The 17,881-nt window shown below is 37.0% G+C and carries 16 protein-coding genes; 14 read left to right on the top strand and 2 right to left on the bottom strand.

Annotated elements, in window-relative coordinates:
- Window positions 1-163 precede the first annotated feature (163 nt).
- Entirely contained in the window at window positions 164-1,339 is a 1,176-nt protein-coding gene (locus CP366_RS05405; RefSeq protein ID WP_089148111.1) for a cyclopropane-fatty-acyl-phospholipid synthase family protein, read from the bottom strand.
- Between the two features lie 123 nt (window positions 1,340-1,462).
- Window positions 1,463-2,077: a 1-acyl-sn-glycerol-3-phosphate acyltransferase gene (locus CP366_RS05400; RefSeq protein WP_057726517.1), complete on the bottom strand. Its 615-nt coding sequence runs from the start codon at window positions 2,075-2,077 to the stop codon at window positions 1,463-1,465.
- A 64-nt stretch (window positions 2,078-2,141) separates the two neighbouring features.
- Between CP366_RS05400 and CP366_RS05395 the strand changes: the two genes are divergently transcribed.
- From CP366_RS05395 to CP366_RS05330, 14 genes are all read left to right on the top strand, one after another.
- A complete protein-coding gene (locus CP366_RS05395) occupies window positions 2,142-3,173 on the top strand; it encodes a GIY-YIG nuclease family protein (protein WP_089148112.1) in 1,032 nt (343 codons plus the stop codon).
- Window positions 3,174-3,335: 162 nt separating this feature from the next.
- Window positions 3,336-4,109, top strand: coding sequence for a 30S ribosomal protein S2 (gene rpsB, locus CP366_RS05390; RefSeq protein WP_005719291.1), 774 nt, complete (start codon window positions 3,336-3,338; stop codon window positions 4,107-4,109).
- A gap of 33 nt (window positions 4,110-4,142) precedes the next feature.
- Entirely contained in the window at window positions 4,143-5,168 is a 1,026-nt protein-coding gene (tsf, locus tag CP366_RS05385) for a translation elongation factor Ts (protein WP_013086499.1), read from the top strand.
- A gap of 144 nt (window positions 5,169-5,312) precedes the next feature.
- A complete protein-coding gene (gene pyrH / locus CP366_RS05380) occupies window positions 5,313-6,038 on the top strand; it encodes a UMP kinase (RefSeq protein ID WP_005719286.1) in 726 nt (241 codons plus the stop codon).
- A complete protein-coding gene (gene frr / locus CP366_RS05375) occupies window positions 6,038-6,595 on the top strand; it encodes a ribosome recycling factor (protein WP_005719284.1) in 558 nt (185 codons plus the stop codon). Before pyrH ends, frr begins: the two co-directional genes overlap by 1 nt.
- A gap of 2 nt (window positions 6,596-6,597) precedes the next feature.
- A complete protein-coding gene (locus CP366_RS05370) occupies window positions 6,598-7,332 on the top strand; it encodes an isoprenyl transferase (RefSeq protein WP_005719282.1) in 735 nt (244 codons plus the stop codon).
- Window positions 7,333-7,334: 2 nt separating this feature from the next.
- Window positions 7,335-8,150, top strand: a complete 816-nt coding sequence (locus CP366_RS05365; protein ID WP_023488787.1) for a phosphatidate cytidylyltransferase — start codon at window positions 7,335-7,337, stop codon at window positions 8,148-8,150.
- Window positions 8,151-8,162: 12 nt separating this feature from the next.
- Complete coding sequence (gene rseP / locus CP366_RS05360; RefSeq protein ID WP_057726513.1) at window positions 8,163-9,419, top strand: RIP metalloprotease RseP; 1,257 nt, start codon at window positions 8,163-8,165, stop codon at window positions 9,417-9,419.
- 27 nt (window positions 9,420-9,446) lie between these two features.
- Window positions 9,447-11,144 (top strand): proline--tRNA ligase, encoded by a 1,698-nt coding sequence (locus CP366_RS05355; RefSeq protein ID WP_005719278.1) that lies wholly within the window; start codon window positions 9,447-9,449, stop codon window positions 11,142-11,144.
- Window positions 11,145-11,149: 5 nt separating this feature from the next.
- Entirely contained in the window at window positions 11,150-15,460 is a 4,311-nt protein-coding gene (locus CP366_RS05350; protein WP_089146770.1) for a PolC-type DNA polymerase III, read from the top strand.
- Window positions 15,461-15,570: 110 nt separating this feature from the next.
- A complete protein-coding gene (rimP, locus tag CP366_RS05345; RefSeq protein ID WP_005722018.1) occupies window positions 15,571-16,047 on the top strand; it encodes a ribosome maturation factor RimP in 477 nt (158 codons plus the stop codon).
- A 19-nt stretch (window positions 16,048-16,066) separates the two neighbouring features.
- Window positions 16,067-17,260, top strand: a complete 1,194-nt coding sequence (gene nusA / locus CP366_RS05340) for a transcription termination factor NusA (protein ID WP_089145795.1) — start codon at window positions 16,067-16,069, stop codon at window positions 17,258-17,260.
- A gap of 9 nt (window positions 17,261-17,269) precedes the next feature.
- On the top strand, window positions 17,270-17,566 hold the full coding sequence (gene rnpM / locus CP366_RS05335; RefSeq protein ID WP_005719270.1) for an RNase P modulator RnpM: 297 nt from the start codon (window positions 17,270-17,272) through the stop codon (window positions 17,564-17,566).
- A 2-nt stretch (window positions 17,567-17,568) separates the two neighbouring features.
- Window positions 17,569-17,880 (top strand): ribosomal L7Ae/L30e/S12e/Gadd45 family protein, encoded by a 312-nt coding sequence (locus tag CP366_RS05330; protein ID WP_005719268.1) that lies wholly within the window; start codon window positions 17,569-17,571, stop codon window positions 17,878-17,880.
- The last annotated feature ends 1 nt before the right edge of the window (window position 17,881 follow it).

The following is a 17,881-nucleotide window of genomic DNA, read 5'->3' as shown; positions in this document are numbered from 1 at the left end:
AGATCCAGAAGAATTGTAAATAAAAGAACTTAAATAACCGTCTCAGTATAACAGTAACTGGGACGGTTTTTAAGTACACTATTTTATTTGACGCTTACGAATGATTTTTACTTTAAATAGAAAACAGACCTGCATCTAATGCAGGTCTGTTAATATTTTTAAATTACTTAAGCATGTAATTTCTAGTCATTGGTAAGTTCTTACCAGAAGGGCCCTTGGTAAGCAAGTATTGGATGACATCGATGTTGCCTGATTCAAATGAAGCAGCACAAGCATTTAAGTACATGTCCCACATACGAGTGAAACGTTCACCCATTTTATCTTCAACTTGATCGCGAATAGCGTTGAAGTTCTTGTCCCAAATTTCAAGAGTTCTTTGGTAGTGACGACGAAGAGTTTCCATATCAGTAATTTGCAAGCCACTGTCAACGATACCGCCGACGATTTCTTGTAAACCTGGAATGTAACCACCTGGGAAGATGTATTTGTTAATCCAAGCGTTAGTAGCACCGCCTTGTTGACGAGTAATACCGTGGATTAAAGCAATACCATCTTTGTTTAAGTACTTGTAAACATCTTGGAAGTATTTAGGTAAGTTCTCTGAACCAACGTGTTCAAACATACCAACTGAAGTTACATAATCCCACTTTTGATCACCAAGTTCACGGTAGTCTTCAAGTCTAACTTCAGCTACATCTTGCAAGTTTTCATCGTAGATACGCTTTTGTACTAACTTGTATTGTTCTTCACTCAAAGTAACACCGGTAACCTTAAGACCGTATTCCTTAGCAGCGGTGAGCATCAATGTGCCCCAACCACAACCGATATCGAGTAAAGTCTTGCCTTTTTGTGGGTCTAATTTATTTAAAATGTGGTGAACTTTAGCAATTTGTGCTTGTTCAAGATCGTTTTCGTTGCCATTTTCAAAATAAGCACAAGAATAAGTCATAGTAGGATCAAGCCATAACTTGTAGAAGTCGTTACCGATATCGTAGTGACTTTGCACGTCTTCTTCACTTTGCTTTTCTGTATGCTTTTGTTTTGGCAAGAATTTGCGGAACTTTGAAGAACGCATGAAACTGTCGGCACTTTCGTAAGCACCAAAAATTAATTTTTGAATATCCCCATAGATTTCAATCTTTTTATCCATGTATCCTTCACCAAGTGCGAGTGAAGCATTTCTAGTAATATCGCCCATAGGGATCTTTTCGTTAAAGACAATTTCGATTTCAGGAGTACCATTACCGTAGACTTCGCTTTTACCGTCCCAGTAGGTTACTTTAACGGGAAAAGGGAAGGACTTGCTAAGCATCATTTTGTAAAATGTTTTTTCTAACAATTATCTTTCCTCCAATAATTATTAAACCTAATTATTTATTTTAACACTAAAAAATTTATGCAATAAAAAATACTCAGCTAATGATCATAGTTTAAAAATTTAACCATTAACTGAGCATTGATGTTATTTAGCTACATAGTGGAAATTAGGGTCTAGTTCATCATCCAATTTATTCCAAGCATCTTCTAATTGCTTATAAATAATTTGTTCATTTTCGTGAGTTAACTTAGTCTTTTTATCAATCGTAATTGGATTGCCGAAGTTAACTTCCATTGGCTTTCTTTTCAATAAACCTTTAAAAGTTAATGGGCCCTGGTAAACTACTGGAACCATTGGCTTTTGCGACATTTTAGAAATTAAAAGTGCACCACCTTTTAATTCAGCAGAGTGTCTTGTGCCCGATGGAAAAATGATTAATGATAATTCCCCTTTTCTTAATCCTTTTACTGGGATTTTTAATGCAGATGGTCCTGGATTTTTTCGATCGACAGGAAAGGCATGGGCATGATCTAAAATAAAACGTAAAACCGGATTTTTGAATAGTTCGATTTTAGCCATGAACATAAATTCCATTGGACTAGCACCTAAGGCAAACAAGATAGGTTCCCACCAGGTACGGTGAGGTGCAACTAAGATATAGTTACCTTTAGGTAAACGATTCTTGTGATGAATATGTAAGTGTCCATTTAGTACCCATACGATAAAGCGGGCAATCGGACGAATTATTTTATAAAACATCTTTTTGTTCCTCCAATTGTTGTAATATTATAAAAATAGATAGACAAGAAAGGCAAATATTTTTATGGTTGAGCTTAAAGATAATGAACGAATCGATTATATGTACAGTGATAATTTGCGAATTATCCAAGATAAAACAGCCTTTAGTTTTTCAATGGATACCTTATTATTAGCATATTGGGCTAAAGGATTAATTCGCGATAAGGATAAAGTAGCAGATTTATGTGCGGGTAACTGTGCCGCAACTATTTATATGGCATATTTTAACCGAGCACATTATGATGCAATTGAAATTCAAGATGAAATTTATTCTCAAGCTGTGCGTTCGATTGAATTAAACGATATGGAGAATCGAATTTCAGTTTATCAAGATAATGTGTTAAATGTTCCGCATTTTTTGCGTAAAGATAGTTATGATGTGGTGACGGTAAATCCACCGTATTTTAAAGCGCCAGAAGGTCATGAAGTTAATCTAGATCGCAAAAAAGCCATCGCTCGCCATGAACTTTTGATTAATTTAGAGCAAATAATTGAAGTGGCTAGTGGCTTGCTTAAGATGAAGGGCAAGATGTTCATGGTACATCGACCAGAGCGACTAGGTGAGATTGCTTACTACTGTATAAAGCATGATTTGAGTATTAAAATGGTGCAGCCTTTTGTGCCACATTGCGGTGAAGATGCTAATTTAATTATTGTAGAAGCCGTCAAGCATACTGGAACTGATGGAACTGTTTTGAAAGATGCTGTTGAAGTTCATGAATCAAATGGCGACTTCACTCCATTAGTACAGCGAATCTCACGAGAAACTGCAGATGACAAAGCTAAACATGAAGCACAAGGCAAATACTATTTTTATGTATTATTGTGCAATGATGGCAGTTTTTATGGTGGCTTTACCAATGACTTAGAGCATCGCTTAAAAATGCATAATTCTGGGAAGGGTGCTAAGTATACCAAAACGCGGCGGCCTGTACGAATGATTTATCATGAACAGTTTGACGATAAACGCTTAGCTTTGAAACGAGAATACTGGTTTAAGCATCATTCACGAGCTTGGAAAGAGAAATTTTTGCACGAGCATAATATTAAGTTTTAGCCTTGCAAGTCTGAATTTTTTCTTGTAAAATATTCGAGTATGCTGTGTCAGCATATAAATTTTAAAACACATCAAGAGCGATCATCATTGTGGTGCCCTGGGTAGTGGTTAGATGATGAAATGAACGCTTGAGAGGATATAAAACCATAGGAGGAATTTAATATGGCAGACGTTGTTACAATGAAGCAATTGCTTGAAGCAGGTGTCCACTTTGGTCACCAAACTAGAAGATGGAACCCAAAGATGGCTCCTTACATTTTCACTCAAAGAAATGGTATCTACATCATTGACTTGCAAAAGACTATCAAGATGTTAGATGATGCTTACAACTTCATGAAGGCTGTTGCCCAAGACGGTGGCGTTTTCTTATTTGTAGGTACTAAGAAGCAAGCTCAAGATTCAATTGCTGAAGAAGCAACTCGTGCAGGTCAATACTACGTAAACCAACGTTGGTTGGGTGGTACTTTGACTAACTGGTCAACTATGCAAAGCCGTATTAAGAGATTAAAGCAATTAAAGCAAATGTCAGAAGATGGTACTTTTGATGTTCTTCCAAAGAAGGAAGTTGCTCTCTTAACTAAGGAAATGGACAAGCTTGAAAAATTCTTTGGTGGTATTGAAGATATGCCAAGAATTCCAGATGTATTGTTCGTAGTAGACCCTAAGAAAGAAAAGATTGCTGTTCACGAAGCTAACATTTTGGGTATCCCAGTTGTAGCTATGGTTGATACCAACACTGATCCAGACCCAATCGACGTAGTTATTCCATCAAACGATGACGCTATTCGTGCTATTCGTTTGATTGCTGGTGCTATGGCTGATGCTGTTGTTGAAGGTCAACAAGGTCAAGATGATGAATCAGTTGAAGTTGACTTCAAGGAAAATGCAGACGGTTCAGAAGAAATCGTTAGCGCTGAAGAAAACCCAGAAGACTAGATTTTACTATTAGTTCCGTAGGAGGATCTATTAATGGCACAAATTACTGCAAAATTAGTTAAAGAATTACGTGAACGTACTGGTGCTGGCGTTATGGACGCTAAGAAGGCATTAGTAGAAGTTGACGGTGACATGGATAAGGCTGTTCAATACCTTCGTGATAAAGGTATGGCTAAGGCAGCTAAGAAGGCTGACCGTGTTGCAGCTGAAGGTTTAACTGGCGTTTACGTTAATGGTAATGTGGCAGCTATTACTGAAGTTAACTCAGAAACTGACTTTGTTTCTCAAAACGACAAGTTTGTTAACTTGGTAAATGAAGCTACTAAGACTATTGCTGAAGGTAAGCCAGCTGATATGGAAGCAGCTAAGGAATTGAAGATGACTGATGGTACTACTTTAGACCAATCATTCGTTAACGCAACTGCTACAATTGGTGAAAAGATTGTTTTACGTCGTTTTGCTTTAGAAGAAAAGAATGACGACCAAGAATTCGGTGCTTACCAACACAATGGTGGCCAAATTGGTGTTATCACTGTTTTAGAAGGTGCAGATGCTGCAACTGCTAAGCACTTGGCTATGCACATCGCTGCTATGAGCCCTAAGGTTATTTCACCAGACGAATTAGATGATCAATTTATCACTGATCAATTAGCTGTGATGAACCACAAGATTGACCAAGACAATGAAAGTCGTGCATTGGTACATAAGAAACCATTACCTCACCTTGTTTACGGTTCAGCTAAGCAATTAACTGATGATGTTTTGGCTAAGGCTAAGGAAGACATCAAGGCTGAACTTAAAGAAGAAGGTAAGCCAGAAAAGATTTGGGACAGAATTATTCCTGGTAAGATGCAACGCTTTATTGATGATAATACTCAAGTTGATAAGCAATTTGCAGTGTTATCACAAGACTACATTATGGACGATAGCAAGACTGTTGGCGAATTTTTGAAGGAAAAAGGTGCTAAGTTAGTTGCTTTCCAACGTTACGAAGTTGGCGAAGGTATCGAAAAGAAGCAAGAAGACTTCGCTGCTGAAGTTCGTGAACAAATGAAGTAGTCATTATTACATAATTATCATAGAAAGGAGGAGTACAGCGTGTGCTCCTCCTTTTTTTGTAAAAATTTTGTAGTGTTTTAAGTGTTAAAAGACATTGCGGCATTAGATATGGTAGAATAATTAAAGCTATTAGAGGAGGTCATTATGAGTCAAGTTAAATATAAACGTGTCATTTTAAAAATATCAGGTGAAGCTTTAGCAGGTGACAAGGGTACGGGGATTAATCCTACTGTAATTGGTCACTTAGCTAAAGAAATCAAATCAGTTCATGATTTAGGTGTTGAAATTGGTATCGTCTGTGGTGGCGGTAACATGTGGCGTGGTGAAACTGGCGCTAAGTTGGGTATGGAACGTGCTCAAGCAGATTACATGGGTATGTTAGCAACTATCATGAATGGTTTAGCTTTGCAAGATGGTCTTGAAAAAATAGGTGTTCCTACTAGAATGCAAACTTCAATTGAAATGAGACAGATTGCGGAGCCTTACATTAGAAGAAGAGCTTTGCGTCACCTTGAAAAGGGTCGTGTAGTCATTTTTGGTGGTGGTACTGGTAATCCATACTTCTCAACTGATACTACTGCAGCCCTTCGTGCAGCTGAAATTGGTGCTGATGTAATTTTGATGGCTAAAAACGGTGTTGACGGTGTTTACTCAGCTGATCCAAAGACTGATCCTTCAGCAACTAAGTTCTCAGAATTAACTCAACTTGATTTAATTTCAAAGGACTTGAAGGTCATGGATAGAACTGCAAGTTCACTTTCAATGGATACTGAAATTCCATTAATTGTCTTTAACGTTAATACTCCAGGCAATATCAAGAAGGTTGTATTGGGTGAAAATATTGGTACTGTTATTAGAGGTGATAAATAATGAATAACGAAACTATTGAAAAAGCAAAAACTAAAATGACGGATTCTATTAAGGTTTATCAAAAGAGATTAGCTTCTATCCGTGCAGGTGTTGCTAACGCTGCTCTTCTTGATAATGTCCAAGTAGAATACTATGGGGCACCAACTCCATTGACTCAAATGTCTAGTATTACCATTCCTGAACCACGTGTATTGCTTATTACTCCATATGATCAAAATTCATTAGATGATATTGAACATGCATTGTTGGCTTCAAACTTAGGATTAACTCCGGCAAATGATGGTAAGGTAATTAGATTAGTAATCCCTCAACTCACTGGTGAAAGAAGAGAAGAAATTGCCAAAGAAGTTGGAAAATTTGCGGAAGAAGCTAAAATTGCTGTGAGAAATGTTCGCCGTGATGCCATGAATACTTTGAAAAAAGATGAAAAGAATGGTGATATTACTGAAGACGAACAACGTAACTTAGAAAAGCAAGTACAAAAAGTAACTGATGATGCTGCTAAGCAGATTGACCAACTTGCTGATGAAAAGCGTAAGGAAATTACTCAAGGTTAAAGATGAGTAATAAGGATAATGAATTAAATCATTTAGCCATTATTATGGATGGTAATGGACGTTGGGCAAAAAAGAGGCATAGACCTCGTTTTGTTGGCCATCGAGAGGGAATGGATAATGTTGAGCGGATTACTTTAGCTGCTGATAAATTAGGAATTAAAGTTTTGACACTTTATGCTTTTTCTACTGAGAATTGGGCTCGTCCTAAAGAAGAAGTAGCTTACTTAATGAACCTCCCTGTTCGCTTTTTTGATAAATACATGCCAACATTGATGGAAAATAATGTTAAGGTAAATATCATGGGCTATTTGGATGAATTGCCTGAAAAGACTTATCGCATTGTTCAACGTGCAATGTCAGAGACGGCCAATAATACAGGCTTAATTCTGAATTTTGCTTTTAACTACGGGTCAAGAAGAGAAATTACGTCTGCTATGCAGGAGCTCGGTGGAATGATTGAAGCTGGTTCACTGAAAAGCGAAGAAATTACTGAAAAAATGATTTCAGACCATTTGATGACTAAAAACTTTGGTCCATATCAAGATCCGGATTTATTAATTAGAACGTCCGGTGAACAGCGAATTTCTAATTTCTTGTTATGGCAATTAGCATATTCAGAACTTGCCTTTAGCGAAAAAAATTGGCCAGATTTTGATGAAAATGATTTAAAAAAATTTGTAGAAGATTATAAGCACCGTAACCGGCGCTTTGGTAAAGTAGACGAATCGGATAGTTAAATATGAAACAACGTACAATTACGGCAATTATTGCCTTATGTCTTTTTATTCCAATTGTGCTCGCAGGTGGCCTTTGGATGGATTGGCTGACTGTATTATTCGCAGCAGTTGGCATTAGCGAAATCTTTTTAATGAAGAAACAAATCTTAGTTTCTTTTAATTTCTTGTTAGCCTTACTTGCAACTTTAACCTGGACAGTTCCAGACTCATTCTTTAAAGTATTTCCTTCAAATATCACTAAATTAGGTGTGTTTTATGGAATTATTATGTTGTTCTTGACTTGGACTGTTCTTTCAAAGAATAAAACCACTTTTGATGATGTAGGTGTATATATTTTGGCTGCACTTTACATTGGAATAGGTTTTCACTATATGGCAGCCATTAGAGCATACCCACAAAACGGTTTAGCATTGCTGGGTTATGTTTTTGTTGTTGTTTGGTCCACTGATATCGGTGCCTACATGATTGGACGTAAGATTGGAAAACATAAATTGTGGCCAGTTATTAGTCCTAATAAAACATGGGAGGGCTCGATCGGTGCAGTTATTTGTGCCTTAATTTGTAGTGCCATCTACATGGCGATTCTTGGCAGCTTTGGTATTAACTTTGGTGTATCTGAATTAACGATGATTATTCTGGCCTTTTTCTTATCAATTGTTGGTCAAATGGGTGATTTAGTTGAATCAGCTTACAAGCGTTTCTATGGTGTGAAAGATTCCGGAAAGATTTTGCCGGGTCATGGTGGTATCCTGGATCGCTTTGATAGTATGCTGTTTGTATTGCCAGTAGTGGCTACAATTTTAGGTATTGTTCATTAGGAGAATTTTTTATTGAAGGGTATACTAATCTTTATCGTCGTCTTTGGTATATTGGTATTTGTCCATGAATTTGGGCATTTTATCGTAGCCAAAAAGTCAGGTATTTTGGTTAGAGAATTCTCAATTGGAATGGGTCCAAAGCTTTTTCAAATTAGACGTAACCCCACCACTTATACCATTCGTTGGTTACCACTTGGTGGGTATGTTCGTTTAGCAGGCGCTGACGATGAAAGCAAGCTGGATCCTGGTATGACGGTTGTTTTACAATTGAATGAACAAAATGAAGTAGTGAGAATTGATGCTTCAGAAAGCGAAATACCAATTGAAGGAATTCCCGTTCAAGTAACAGAGGCTGATCTAGTAGACGATTTAATAATTAAGGGTTACGAAAATGGCGATGAAAATGATCCAGTAACTTATCACGTAGCTCATGATGCAACTATTATTGAAAAAAACGGAACTGAATTAATTATTGCGCCTCGAGATACACAATTTAATCAAGCTAATGTTTGGCAAAAGTTGGCAACTAATTTTGCTGGACCTTTTATGAACATTCTTCTTGGGTTTGTAGTATTTTTAATCTGGACATTTACAGTTCCAGGTCCAGCAACAACTACAGTTGGATCAACTCAGGCTAATTCACCAGCGCGTGATGCAAAAATTGTGACTGGTGATCAGATTGTGGCAATTAATGGACAAAAGATTAATAATTTTGATCAAGTGTCACAGCAGATTAATCAAAGTAAAGGCAAGGCCTTACACTTTGAATTAAAGAAAAATGGTCAAATTAGGAAAGTTACAGTTAAGCCAAAAGCTCATAAAATTCAAAAACAAACAGTTTATCAAATTGGTATTGTAGCTAAGAGCAATGAGAATGCAGTTGTTAAATTAAAACGTGGCTGGGATACAGCTGTTTCAACTACCGGTCTGATTTTCAGAGCCGTAGGTAACTTATTTAGCCACTTTAGTTTGAATAAATTATCAGGTCCAGTTGGAATTTATTCTCAAACTTCACAAGTTTCACAAATGGGCTTTACTTATGTATTAGCCTTTTTAGGAATGATTTCGATTAATTTGGGAATTGTCAATTTAATTCCAATTCCTGGGCTTGATGGTGGTAAACTTTTATTGAACTTAATTGAATTAGTTCGCGGTAAACCGATTTCTGAAGAACATGAGGCAATTGTTGAATTAATTGGTTTCGGCTTATTATTAGTTTTAATTATTGCAGTTACAGGTAACGATATCTATCGCTATTTTATTAAATAATTATATTTTTTACTTTAGGAGATAAGAATGCGTCAATCAAAATTTTTTATGCCAACTTTGAAGGAAGCACCATCAGATGCAGTGGCTGAAAGTCATAAGCTGATGATTAGAGGTGGGTATATTCGCCAAGTCACAGCTGGAGTTTATGCTTATCTTCCATTAGGCTACCGTGTTTTACGCAAGGCTGAGGGAATCATTGAACAAGAAATGGATAAAATTAATGTTCCAGAAATGATTATGCCTCATTTACTTCCTGCAACTTTGTGGCAAGAAAGTGGCCGTTACAAGAAATATGGTGCAGAAATGTTCAAGTTAAAAGATCGTCATGGACGTGAAAGCTTGCTTGGACCTACACATGAAGAAACTTTTACCGAAATTATTGCTAAGAACTTAAAGAGTTACAAACAAATGCCACTTGCTTTGTATCAAATTCAGACTAAGTTTCGTGATGAGAATAGACCTCGTTTTGGCCTTCTTCGTGGGCGTGAATTTGTAATGCTTGATGGTTACAGTTTTGCTGCAACTCGTGATCAATTGGATGAACAATTTGATGATCAAAAAAATGCATATAAGCGTATCTTTAAACGTGCCGGTGTTACTGTTCACCCTGTAATTGCTGACTCAGGTACAATGGGAGGTAAAAACTCTACTGAATTTCAAGCCCCTGCTGCTATCGGTGAGGATACAATTGCTACTAATGAAAAAGGAACATATGCTGCCAACCTTGAAATGGCTAAGAGTATTGATACTTTCAAGCAAGAACCAGAAGATGCTAAGCAATTAACTAAGGTAGCTACGCCAGGCTGCGATACAATTGAAAAATTAGCTAAATTCCTCGATGTACCAGCTACTAGAATTGTTAAAAGTATTTTATACATTGCTGATGACCAAAAAGTTTTAGTATTAATCCGTGGTGACAAGCAAATCAATGAGGTTAAGTTGGGTCATATCCTTGACGCTGATGAGGTTCATGAAGCAAATACTGCTGATTTAAAGGAAATCACTGGTAGTGAAAAGGGTGGCGTTGGTCCTGTTAATGCAGATTGGGCTGATAAGATTATTGCAGATGAAACTGTTAAGAATCTTTACAACGTTGTAGTTGGTGCAGGTGAAACCGATTATCAATTTGAAAATGCTAACTTAGACCGTGATTTCAAGGTGGATGAATTTGCTGATATTCGGACTGCTAACGAAGGTGAACCAGATCCTGTTGATCATTTACCGCTTAAGTTCACTACTTCAATTGAAGTTGGTCACATTTTCAAGTTGGGTACTTATTACACTAAGACCATGGGTGCAGATTTCTTAGATCAAAATGGTAAAGCAAAGCCTGTCATCATGGGTTCATACGGTATTGGCGTTACTAGAATGTTATCAGCAGCTGTTGAACAACACTTAACTGAACGTGGTGTTGCATGGCCAAAGGAAATCGCTCCATTTGCAATACATATTGTTCAAATGAAGATGAATAAAGAAGATCAAACTGAATTAGCTGAAAAACTTGAAAAGAAATTCAGTGAAAAGTATGATGTTTTATACGATGATCGTAAAGAGCGTGCTGGTGTTAAGTTTGCTGATGCAGATTTAGTCGGTGCACCAATTAGAATTACGATTGGTAAGAAGGCTGCTGATGGCATTGTTGAAGTTAAGCGACCAACTGATGACAAAGCAACCGAAATGTCAATTGATGAATTAGATAAGTTTGTAAATCAAGAGTTAGGATAATTTTTGTGGCAAATAAAAACGATCTTTTCTTAAAATTGCTCAAACAGGTTCAATTTCCTGATAGTTTTGAAGACAATGCGCTTCTACAAAAAGGGAAAATTGAAAACGTGGATGTTTACGCTAAAGAACACAGGTGGGATATCCACGTTTTTTTTGATACTCCCTTGATGTATGACACCTATGTAGCATTAAGAAAAGCTGTAGAAGAAACTTTTTCTTCTTTTGTAAATGTAAGATTTTATGTTGGAACAGCTGATGGTTCTGATCAATATTTACCAGATTATTGGCATTATGTAGTTCAAAATTCAAATATTTTGCAACCTGTGGCTCGTGAATTTTTGGCTGGCCAAAAACCTAAAAAAGTTGATGGCCGCTGGGTTATTCCAGTTGATAATAATGTGATTGATGGTTTAATTGAGCAGAAGGCTTTAGATGATTTAGCTGAAGAGATGCGTGATTATGGCTTCTTTAATTTGAAATTTATAACTCAGCTGGATCAGACAAGTTCTAAAAACAATTTAGAAAGTTTGCAGGAGTTGCAACAAGAGCATGAAAAAAGCATGCAGGAAGTCTTTGAGAAGACGCCAGACAAACCTAAACCGCAACAACCTAAACAGTATCCAACTAGACGTACTAATTATGGTAAACGTAAATTAGATGAAAATGCTCCAATTACACAAATTAAAGAGCTGGAAGATGGCGTACGTAATGTAGTAATTGAGGGAAATATTTTTAATGTTGAAACTCGTGAGCTTAAATCTGGCGCAATCATTTTTTCTGGCGAAATTACGGATTATAGTGATTCAATTGCATTTAAGAAATTTGTTTCTAATAAAGATGAAATTGAAGAGCTATCTGCAATTAAACCAGGAACTTGGGCTAAAATGCAGGGGTCAGTTGCTGATGATCAATATATACATGATGTAGTTTTTAATATTAGTAGCTTAGAGACTGTCGAGCATGTTGGGCGAACTGAAAAATACGAAGGTGAGCCTAAACGAGTTGAACTACATGTTCATACTAATATGAGTCAGGTTGACGCAACTAATACTCCGACGGACTTTATTAAAACTGCTAAGAAGTTTGGACAAAAGGCAATTGCGATTACCGATCATGGTGATGTTCAATCATTCCCTGAAGCATATAGCAGTGGTAAAGCACTGGACATGAAAATATTGTATGGTGTAGAAGCTAATATGATTGATGATCATGCTTTACTAGTTTTGAATCCTGCACCGATGACCTATGAAGACCGCGAGTTTGTAATTTTTGACGTTGAAACTACGGGGTTGTCATCTGTTTACGACACAATTATCGAGATTGGTGCGGTTAAGATGAAGAATGGAGAAGTGCTTGAACGCTTTGATAAGTTCATTAATCCGCACCATCCTTTAAGTGAGCAAACTATTAATTTGACTTCAATTACAGATGAAATGGTTGGCGCAGCCGATGATGAAGCAGTTGTCATTAAGCAATTCCAAGACTTTTATGGCGATCGACCACTGTGTGGACATAACGTTCAATTTGATGTTGGGTTTGTTAATGCAGCATTAAGACGTGCAGGGCTAAAAGAAATTACTCAGCCAGTAGTTGATACACTTGAAGTATCGCGTTTACTACATCCAGAGCAGAGTCGTCATACTTTAGATTCATTAGCTAAGAAGTATAATGTTTCTTTGGAACACCATCACCGGGCAAATCAGGATGCTGAAGCAACTGGCTATTTAATGTTTAAATTGTTAGATGCTTTTAATAAAAAGTATCATGAAAATAATTTGAATAATTTGAATGGCTATGCAGCACATGGTGAAGTTTATAAACGAGCCCGTCCTTCCCATATGACAGTTTTGGCAAAGGATCAAGCTGGATTAAAGAATCTTTACAAATTAGTATCAATTGCCAGCACGAAGGACTTTTTCCGTATTCCTCGTACGCCGAAGTCAGATTTGGCTCGTTTGCATGATGGTTTACTTTATGGTTCTGGTTGTTGGCAAGGCGATGTCTTTATCGCAATGATGCAAAAAGGTTACGACGAAGCAAGAGAAAAAGCTAAATTTTATGATTATCTTGAAGTTCAACCTCCAGCAACCTGTTCGCAATTAATTGCTGATGGTTTGATTAAGGATGAAGATCAATTACATGAAATTATTGAAAATATTATTAAATTAGGGAAGGAATTAAATAAGCCTGTAGTTGCAACTAGCGATGCCCACTACGTTGACCAAAAGGACGCTATTTATCGTAAAATCTTGATTGCGGCTCAGAGATCAAACCCTAGTCGAAATAAGCCGCAGCCAGATTTGCATTTCTATTCAACACAGGAAATGCTAGATGCATTTTCATTCTTAGGCGAAGATGTGGCTAAGGAAATTGTTATTGACAATACCAATAAAATTGCTGATGAATTGTCAGAAATTCAGCCAATTAAAGATGGGTTATACCCACCACATATTGAACATGCCGATGAAGAAATGAAGAAGTTGACCTATGATAAGGCTTATGAATTATATGGTAAGCCATTACCGAAGATTGTTAAGGATCGAATAGATTTGGAATTAAATTCCATTATTTCGAATGGTTATGCGGTTATTTACTTGATTTCTCAGCGTTTAGTAGCTAAGTCAAATAAAGATGGCTATTTGGTAGGTTCTCGTGGTTCTGTTGGCTCTAGTCTAGTAGCAACGATGTCAGGAATTACTGAAGTTAATCCGTTAGCTCCACACTATCGTTGTCCTAACTGTAAGTATTCACAATTCTTTGAAAATGGGGAATATGGTTCTGGTTTTGACTTGCCTGATAAAGATTGTCCAAAATGTGGAACTCCATTAGTTAAAGATGGACAAGATATCCCATTTGCGACTTTCTTAGGATTTCACGGCGATAAGGTTCCTGATATCGATTTGAACTTCTCAGGTGACTATCAACCAGTAGCCCATAATTTTATTCGAGTAATGTTTGGACCAGATAATTCATATCGTGCTGGAACGATTGCGACTGTTGCGGATAAGACTGCTTACGGTTATGCTAAACACTACGATGAAGAGCATGATTTAAAGCTAAGAAATGCGGAATTAGACCGTTTGGCCGCTGGTGTCCGTGGTGTCAAAAGAACTACTGGTCAACACCCTGCAGGAATTGTTGTAGTGCCCGATGATATGGACATTTACGATTTTACGCCGGTATCGTATCCAGCCGATGATGTAAATGCCGCTTGGTTGATTACTCACTATGACTTCCACTCTATTCATGATAATATTTTGAAGTTTGATATTCTGGGACATGATGATCCAACTATGATTCGTCACTTGCAGGATTTGTCTGGGATTGATCCATTGACTATTCCACCCGATGACCCTGGAGTCATGTCATTATTTTCTAGTCCTGATATTTTAGGTGTTACTCCAGAGCAGATTCAATCAGAAACTGGAACTTTGGGTGTTCCAGAATTTGGTACCCGTTTTGTTAGAGGAATGCTTGAGGAGACTAAGCCAACGACATTTTCTGAATTATTACAGATTTCAGGTTTGTCCCATGGGACTGATGTATGGCTAGGAAATGCTGAGGACTTAATCAATCAAGGAATTTGCAAACTGAAAAATGTAATTGGTTGTCGTGACAACATCATGATGGACTTAATTCACTGGGGCGTTAAGCCAGAAGTTGCCTTTTCAACAATGGAATCCGTTCGTCATGGTCGTGGTATCAGCGATGAAAATATGGCTATTTTAAAGAAAAATAAGAATATTCCAGATTGGTATATTCCTTCTTGTCTGAAGATCAAGTACATGTTCCCTAAGGCTCACGCTACGGCTTACATTTTAATGGCTCTACGAATTGCTTGGTTTAAAGTATATTATCCTGAAATCTATTACACAGCTTACTTTTCAGTTCGTGCCGATCTATTTGATTTGGTTGCAATGAGTCATGGTAAGAATACTGTTAAGGCTGCAATGAAGGAAATTCAGGATAAAGGAAACGATGCATCAGCTAAGGATAAGAGTTTGATGACCGTGCTAGAAATAGCTAATGAATGTCTAGAACGAGGGATTAAGATCAAAATGGTTGATATTGATCAATCTGAAGCAACTGACTTTAAGATCTTAGATAAGCATACAATTTTAGCACCGTTCAATGCTGTTCCTGGTTTAGGGGATAATGCAGCTAAGCAGATTGTAGCTGCTCGTGCAGAAAAGAAGTTTTTGTCTAAAGAAGATTTAGCTAAGCGCGGTAAAGTATCACAAACAATTATGAATTATTTCGAAGAAAATGGTGTCTTGGAAGGGATGCCAGATGAAAATCAATTATCACTTTTCTGATAGTTAAATTTTACAAGATCAGGTAAAACATGGTATACTACGTATGAAGTTCGAATAGGTAAATTCGAGTGAGCAGTGATGCTCACTCTTTTTATTACGGAGGAAAATTTTTGTCTAAAGTTATAGATTCTGTTCGTCCAGTTGTCGAAACAATTATTGATGAACATGGTGACATGTTGGTTGATATGGAATACGTTAAAGAAAAAGGGCAAAATTATTTACGCATTTATGTTGATCGCCAACCAAACGGTATTGACATTGATGAGATTGCAGCTTTAAGTGAACTTGTTTCCGAAAAGCTGGATGCTCTTGATCCCGATCCGCTTCCAGATCCCTATGTTTTGGAATTATCATCTCCAGGGGCAGAACGACCAATCAAAACAAAAGCTGATTGGGAAAAAGCTCTGAATGATTATATTCATGTCGGTCTTTATCAAAAGATTGAGAATAAAAAAATGTATGAAGGTACACTCAAGTCTTATAATGATGACGAAGTTGTATTAGAAATAAAAGATAAGACAAGACGAAAAACATTAACTGTTCCCCGTAAGTTAATTGCAAATATTCGTTTTGCAATTGAATTTTAGAAAGGTTGATCAAAAACTTATGTCTAAAGAAATGCTAGAAGCGTTTGCTACTTTGGAAAATACCAAGGGCATTAAGCAAGATGTTATTGTTGATGCAATTAAAGCCGCTTTGGTAGCTGCATACAAAAAGAATTATAATCAAGCACAAAACGTTGAAGTTGATTTTGATGAAAGAAAAGGTAACTTCAAGGTAATGGCAGTTAAAACTGTTGTTGACGAAGTGCAAGATGACCGTCTTGAAGTTAGTTTAAAGGATGCTTTAACAATTAATCGTGCTTATGAAGTAGGCGACGAAATTCGTTTTGAAGTAACACCTAAAAATTTTGGTAGAATTGCCGCTCAAACTGCTAAGCAAGTTATCATGCAACGTCTACGTGAAGCCGAAAGAAAACATATTATTGATGAATATTCACAATATGAAGATGAATTGGTTACTGGTACCGTGGAAAGACGCGACAATCGTTTCGTTTATGTAAAGATTGGTAATGTTGAAGCTGTTATGCCTCACCGTGATCAAATGCCAAATGAGGTTTACAATCCCCAAGATCAGATTCGTGTACTAGTAACTCATGTTGGCTCCGATAGCAAGGGTGCACAAATTACAGTCTCAAGAACTGCTCCTGACATGGTTAAACGATTGTTTGAACAAGAAGTTCCAGAAATTTATGATGGAACCGTTGAAATTGTTTCAATCGCACGTGAAGCAGGTGACAGAACTAAGATGGCTGTTAAGTCAAATGATCCTAACATCGATCCGGTAGGTACCTGTGTAGGCCAAAAGGGTGCTCGTGTACAAAATGTAGTTAACGAACTTGGCGGTGAAAATATTGATATCGTTAAGTATGAAGAAGATCCATCTGACTTTATTGCTAATGCATTAAATCCAGCAGAAGTGATTGCGGTTCAATTTGGTGATGATGAAGAAGAAAAAAGTGCTTTAGTTATCGTACCAGATTACCAGTTATCACTTGCAATTGGTAAGAAAGGTCAGAACGTTCGCTTAGCTGCTCGTTTGACAGGCTATAAGATTGATATTCGTCCTGAATCTGAAGTAGAATTTGTAGATGAAAAAACAAATGATACAGCTGATGCTGCAGATAGTAGCGAAACTTCTGAAAATGTTGAAAGTACAGATGACGCTGCTGACGTTGAAAGCTCAGATGATACAACTACTGTAGAAGATTCAAGTAAAGAAGATAAAACTGAAGAATAGGTGATTTTTTTGAAAAAAAGAAAAATCCCAATGCGGAAGGATTTATTAACCGATACAATGCAGCCCAAGAAGGAATTAGTACGTATTGTTATCGATAAAGAAAAAAATGTGTCAGTTGATCCAACAGGTAAAAAGGCTGGTCGCGGCGCATATGTTTCCCTTGATCCAAGTAAGATTGAAGCTGCTAAAGAGAAGAATGTATTAGAACGTAGTTTAGGTGCGAAAGTTCCAGATACTTTTTACGATGAGCTTTACTCTTATGTTGATCATCAAAAGGCAAGAAAAGAATTATTTGGTGATAAATAAGATTGCAAAATAGACAAAAAGCAATTAATTTGTTAGGTTTAGCTGAGCGTGCTGGTAAGTTAACTACCGGTACAGAGACAGTCATTAATGAACTTAATAAGCATAAAATCAAAGCGGTTATTATGGCTAGTGATGTTCAAGACAACACGGCAGAAAAAGTAAACCGCGCTGCCAGAAAAGACAATATTCCTATGATAACTATGTTTACTGCCATTGAATTGTCAAAGGCAATTGGCAAAAAACGCAAAGTTTTAGGATTAACTGATGCTGGTTTTGCTAAGGCGTTAGTTAAAAAAATAAATGAAGGAGTGTGAT

Origin of the sequence: Lactobacillus sp. UMNPBX15 (assembly GCF_002553785.1) — a bacterium.
GTDB classification, from domain to species: Bacteria; Bacillota; Bacilli; order Lactobacillales; family Lactobacillaceae; genus Lactobacillus; species Lactobacillus crispatus.
Note: the sequence above shows the minus strand (reverse complement) of the source record. Positions and strands in the feature narration are given on the sequence as shown.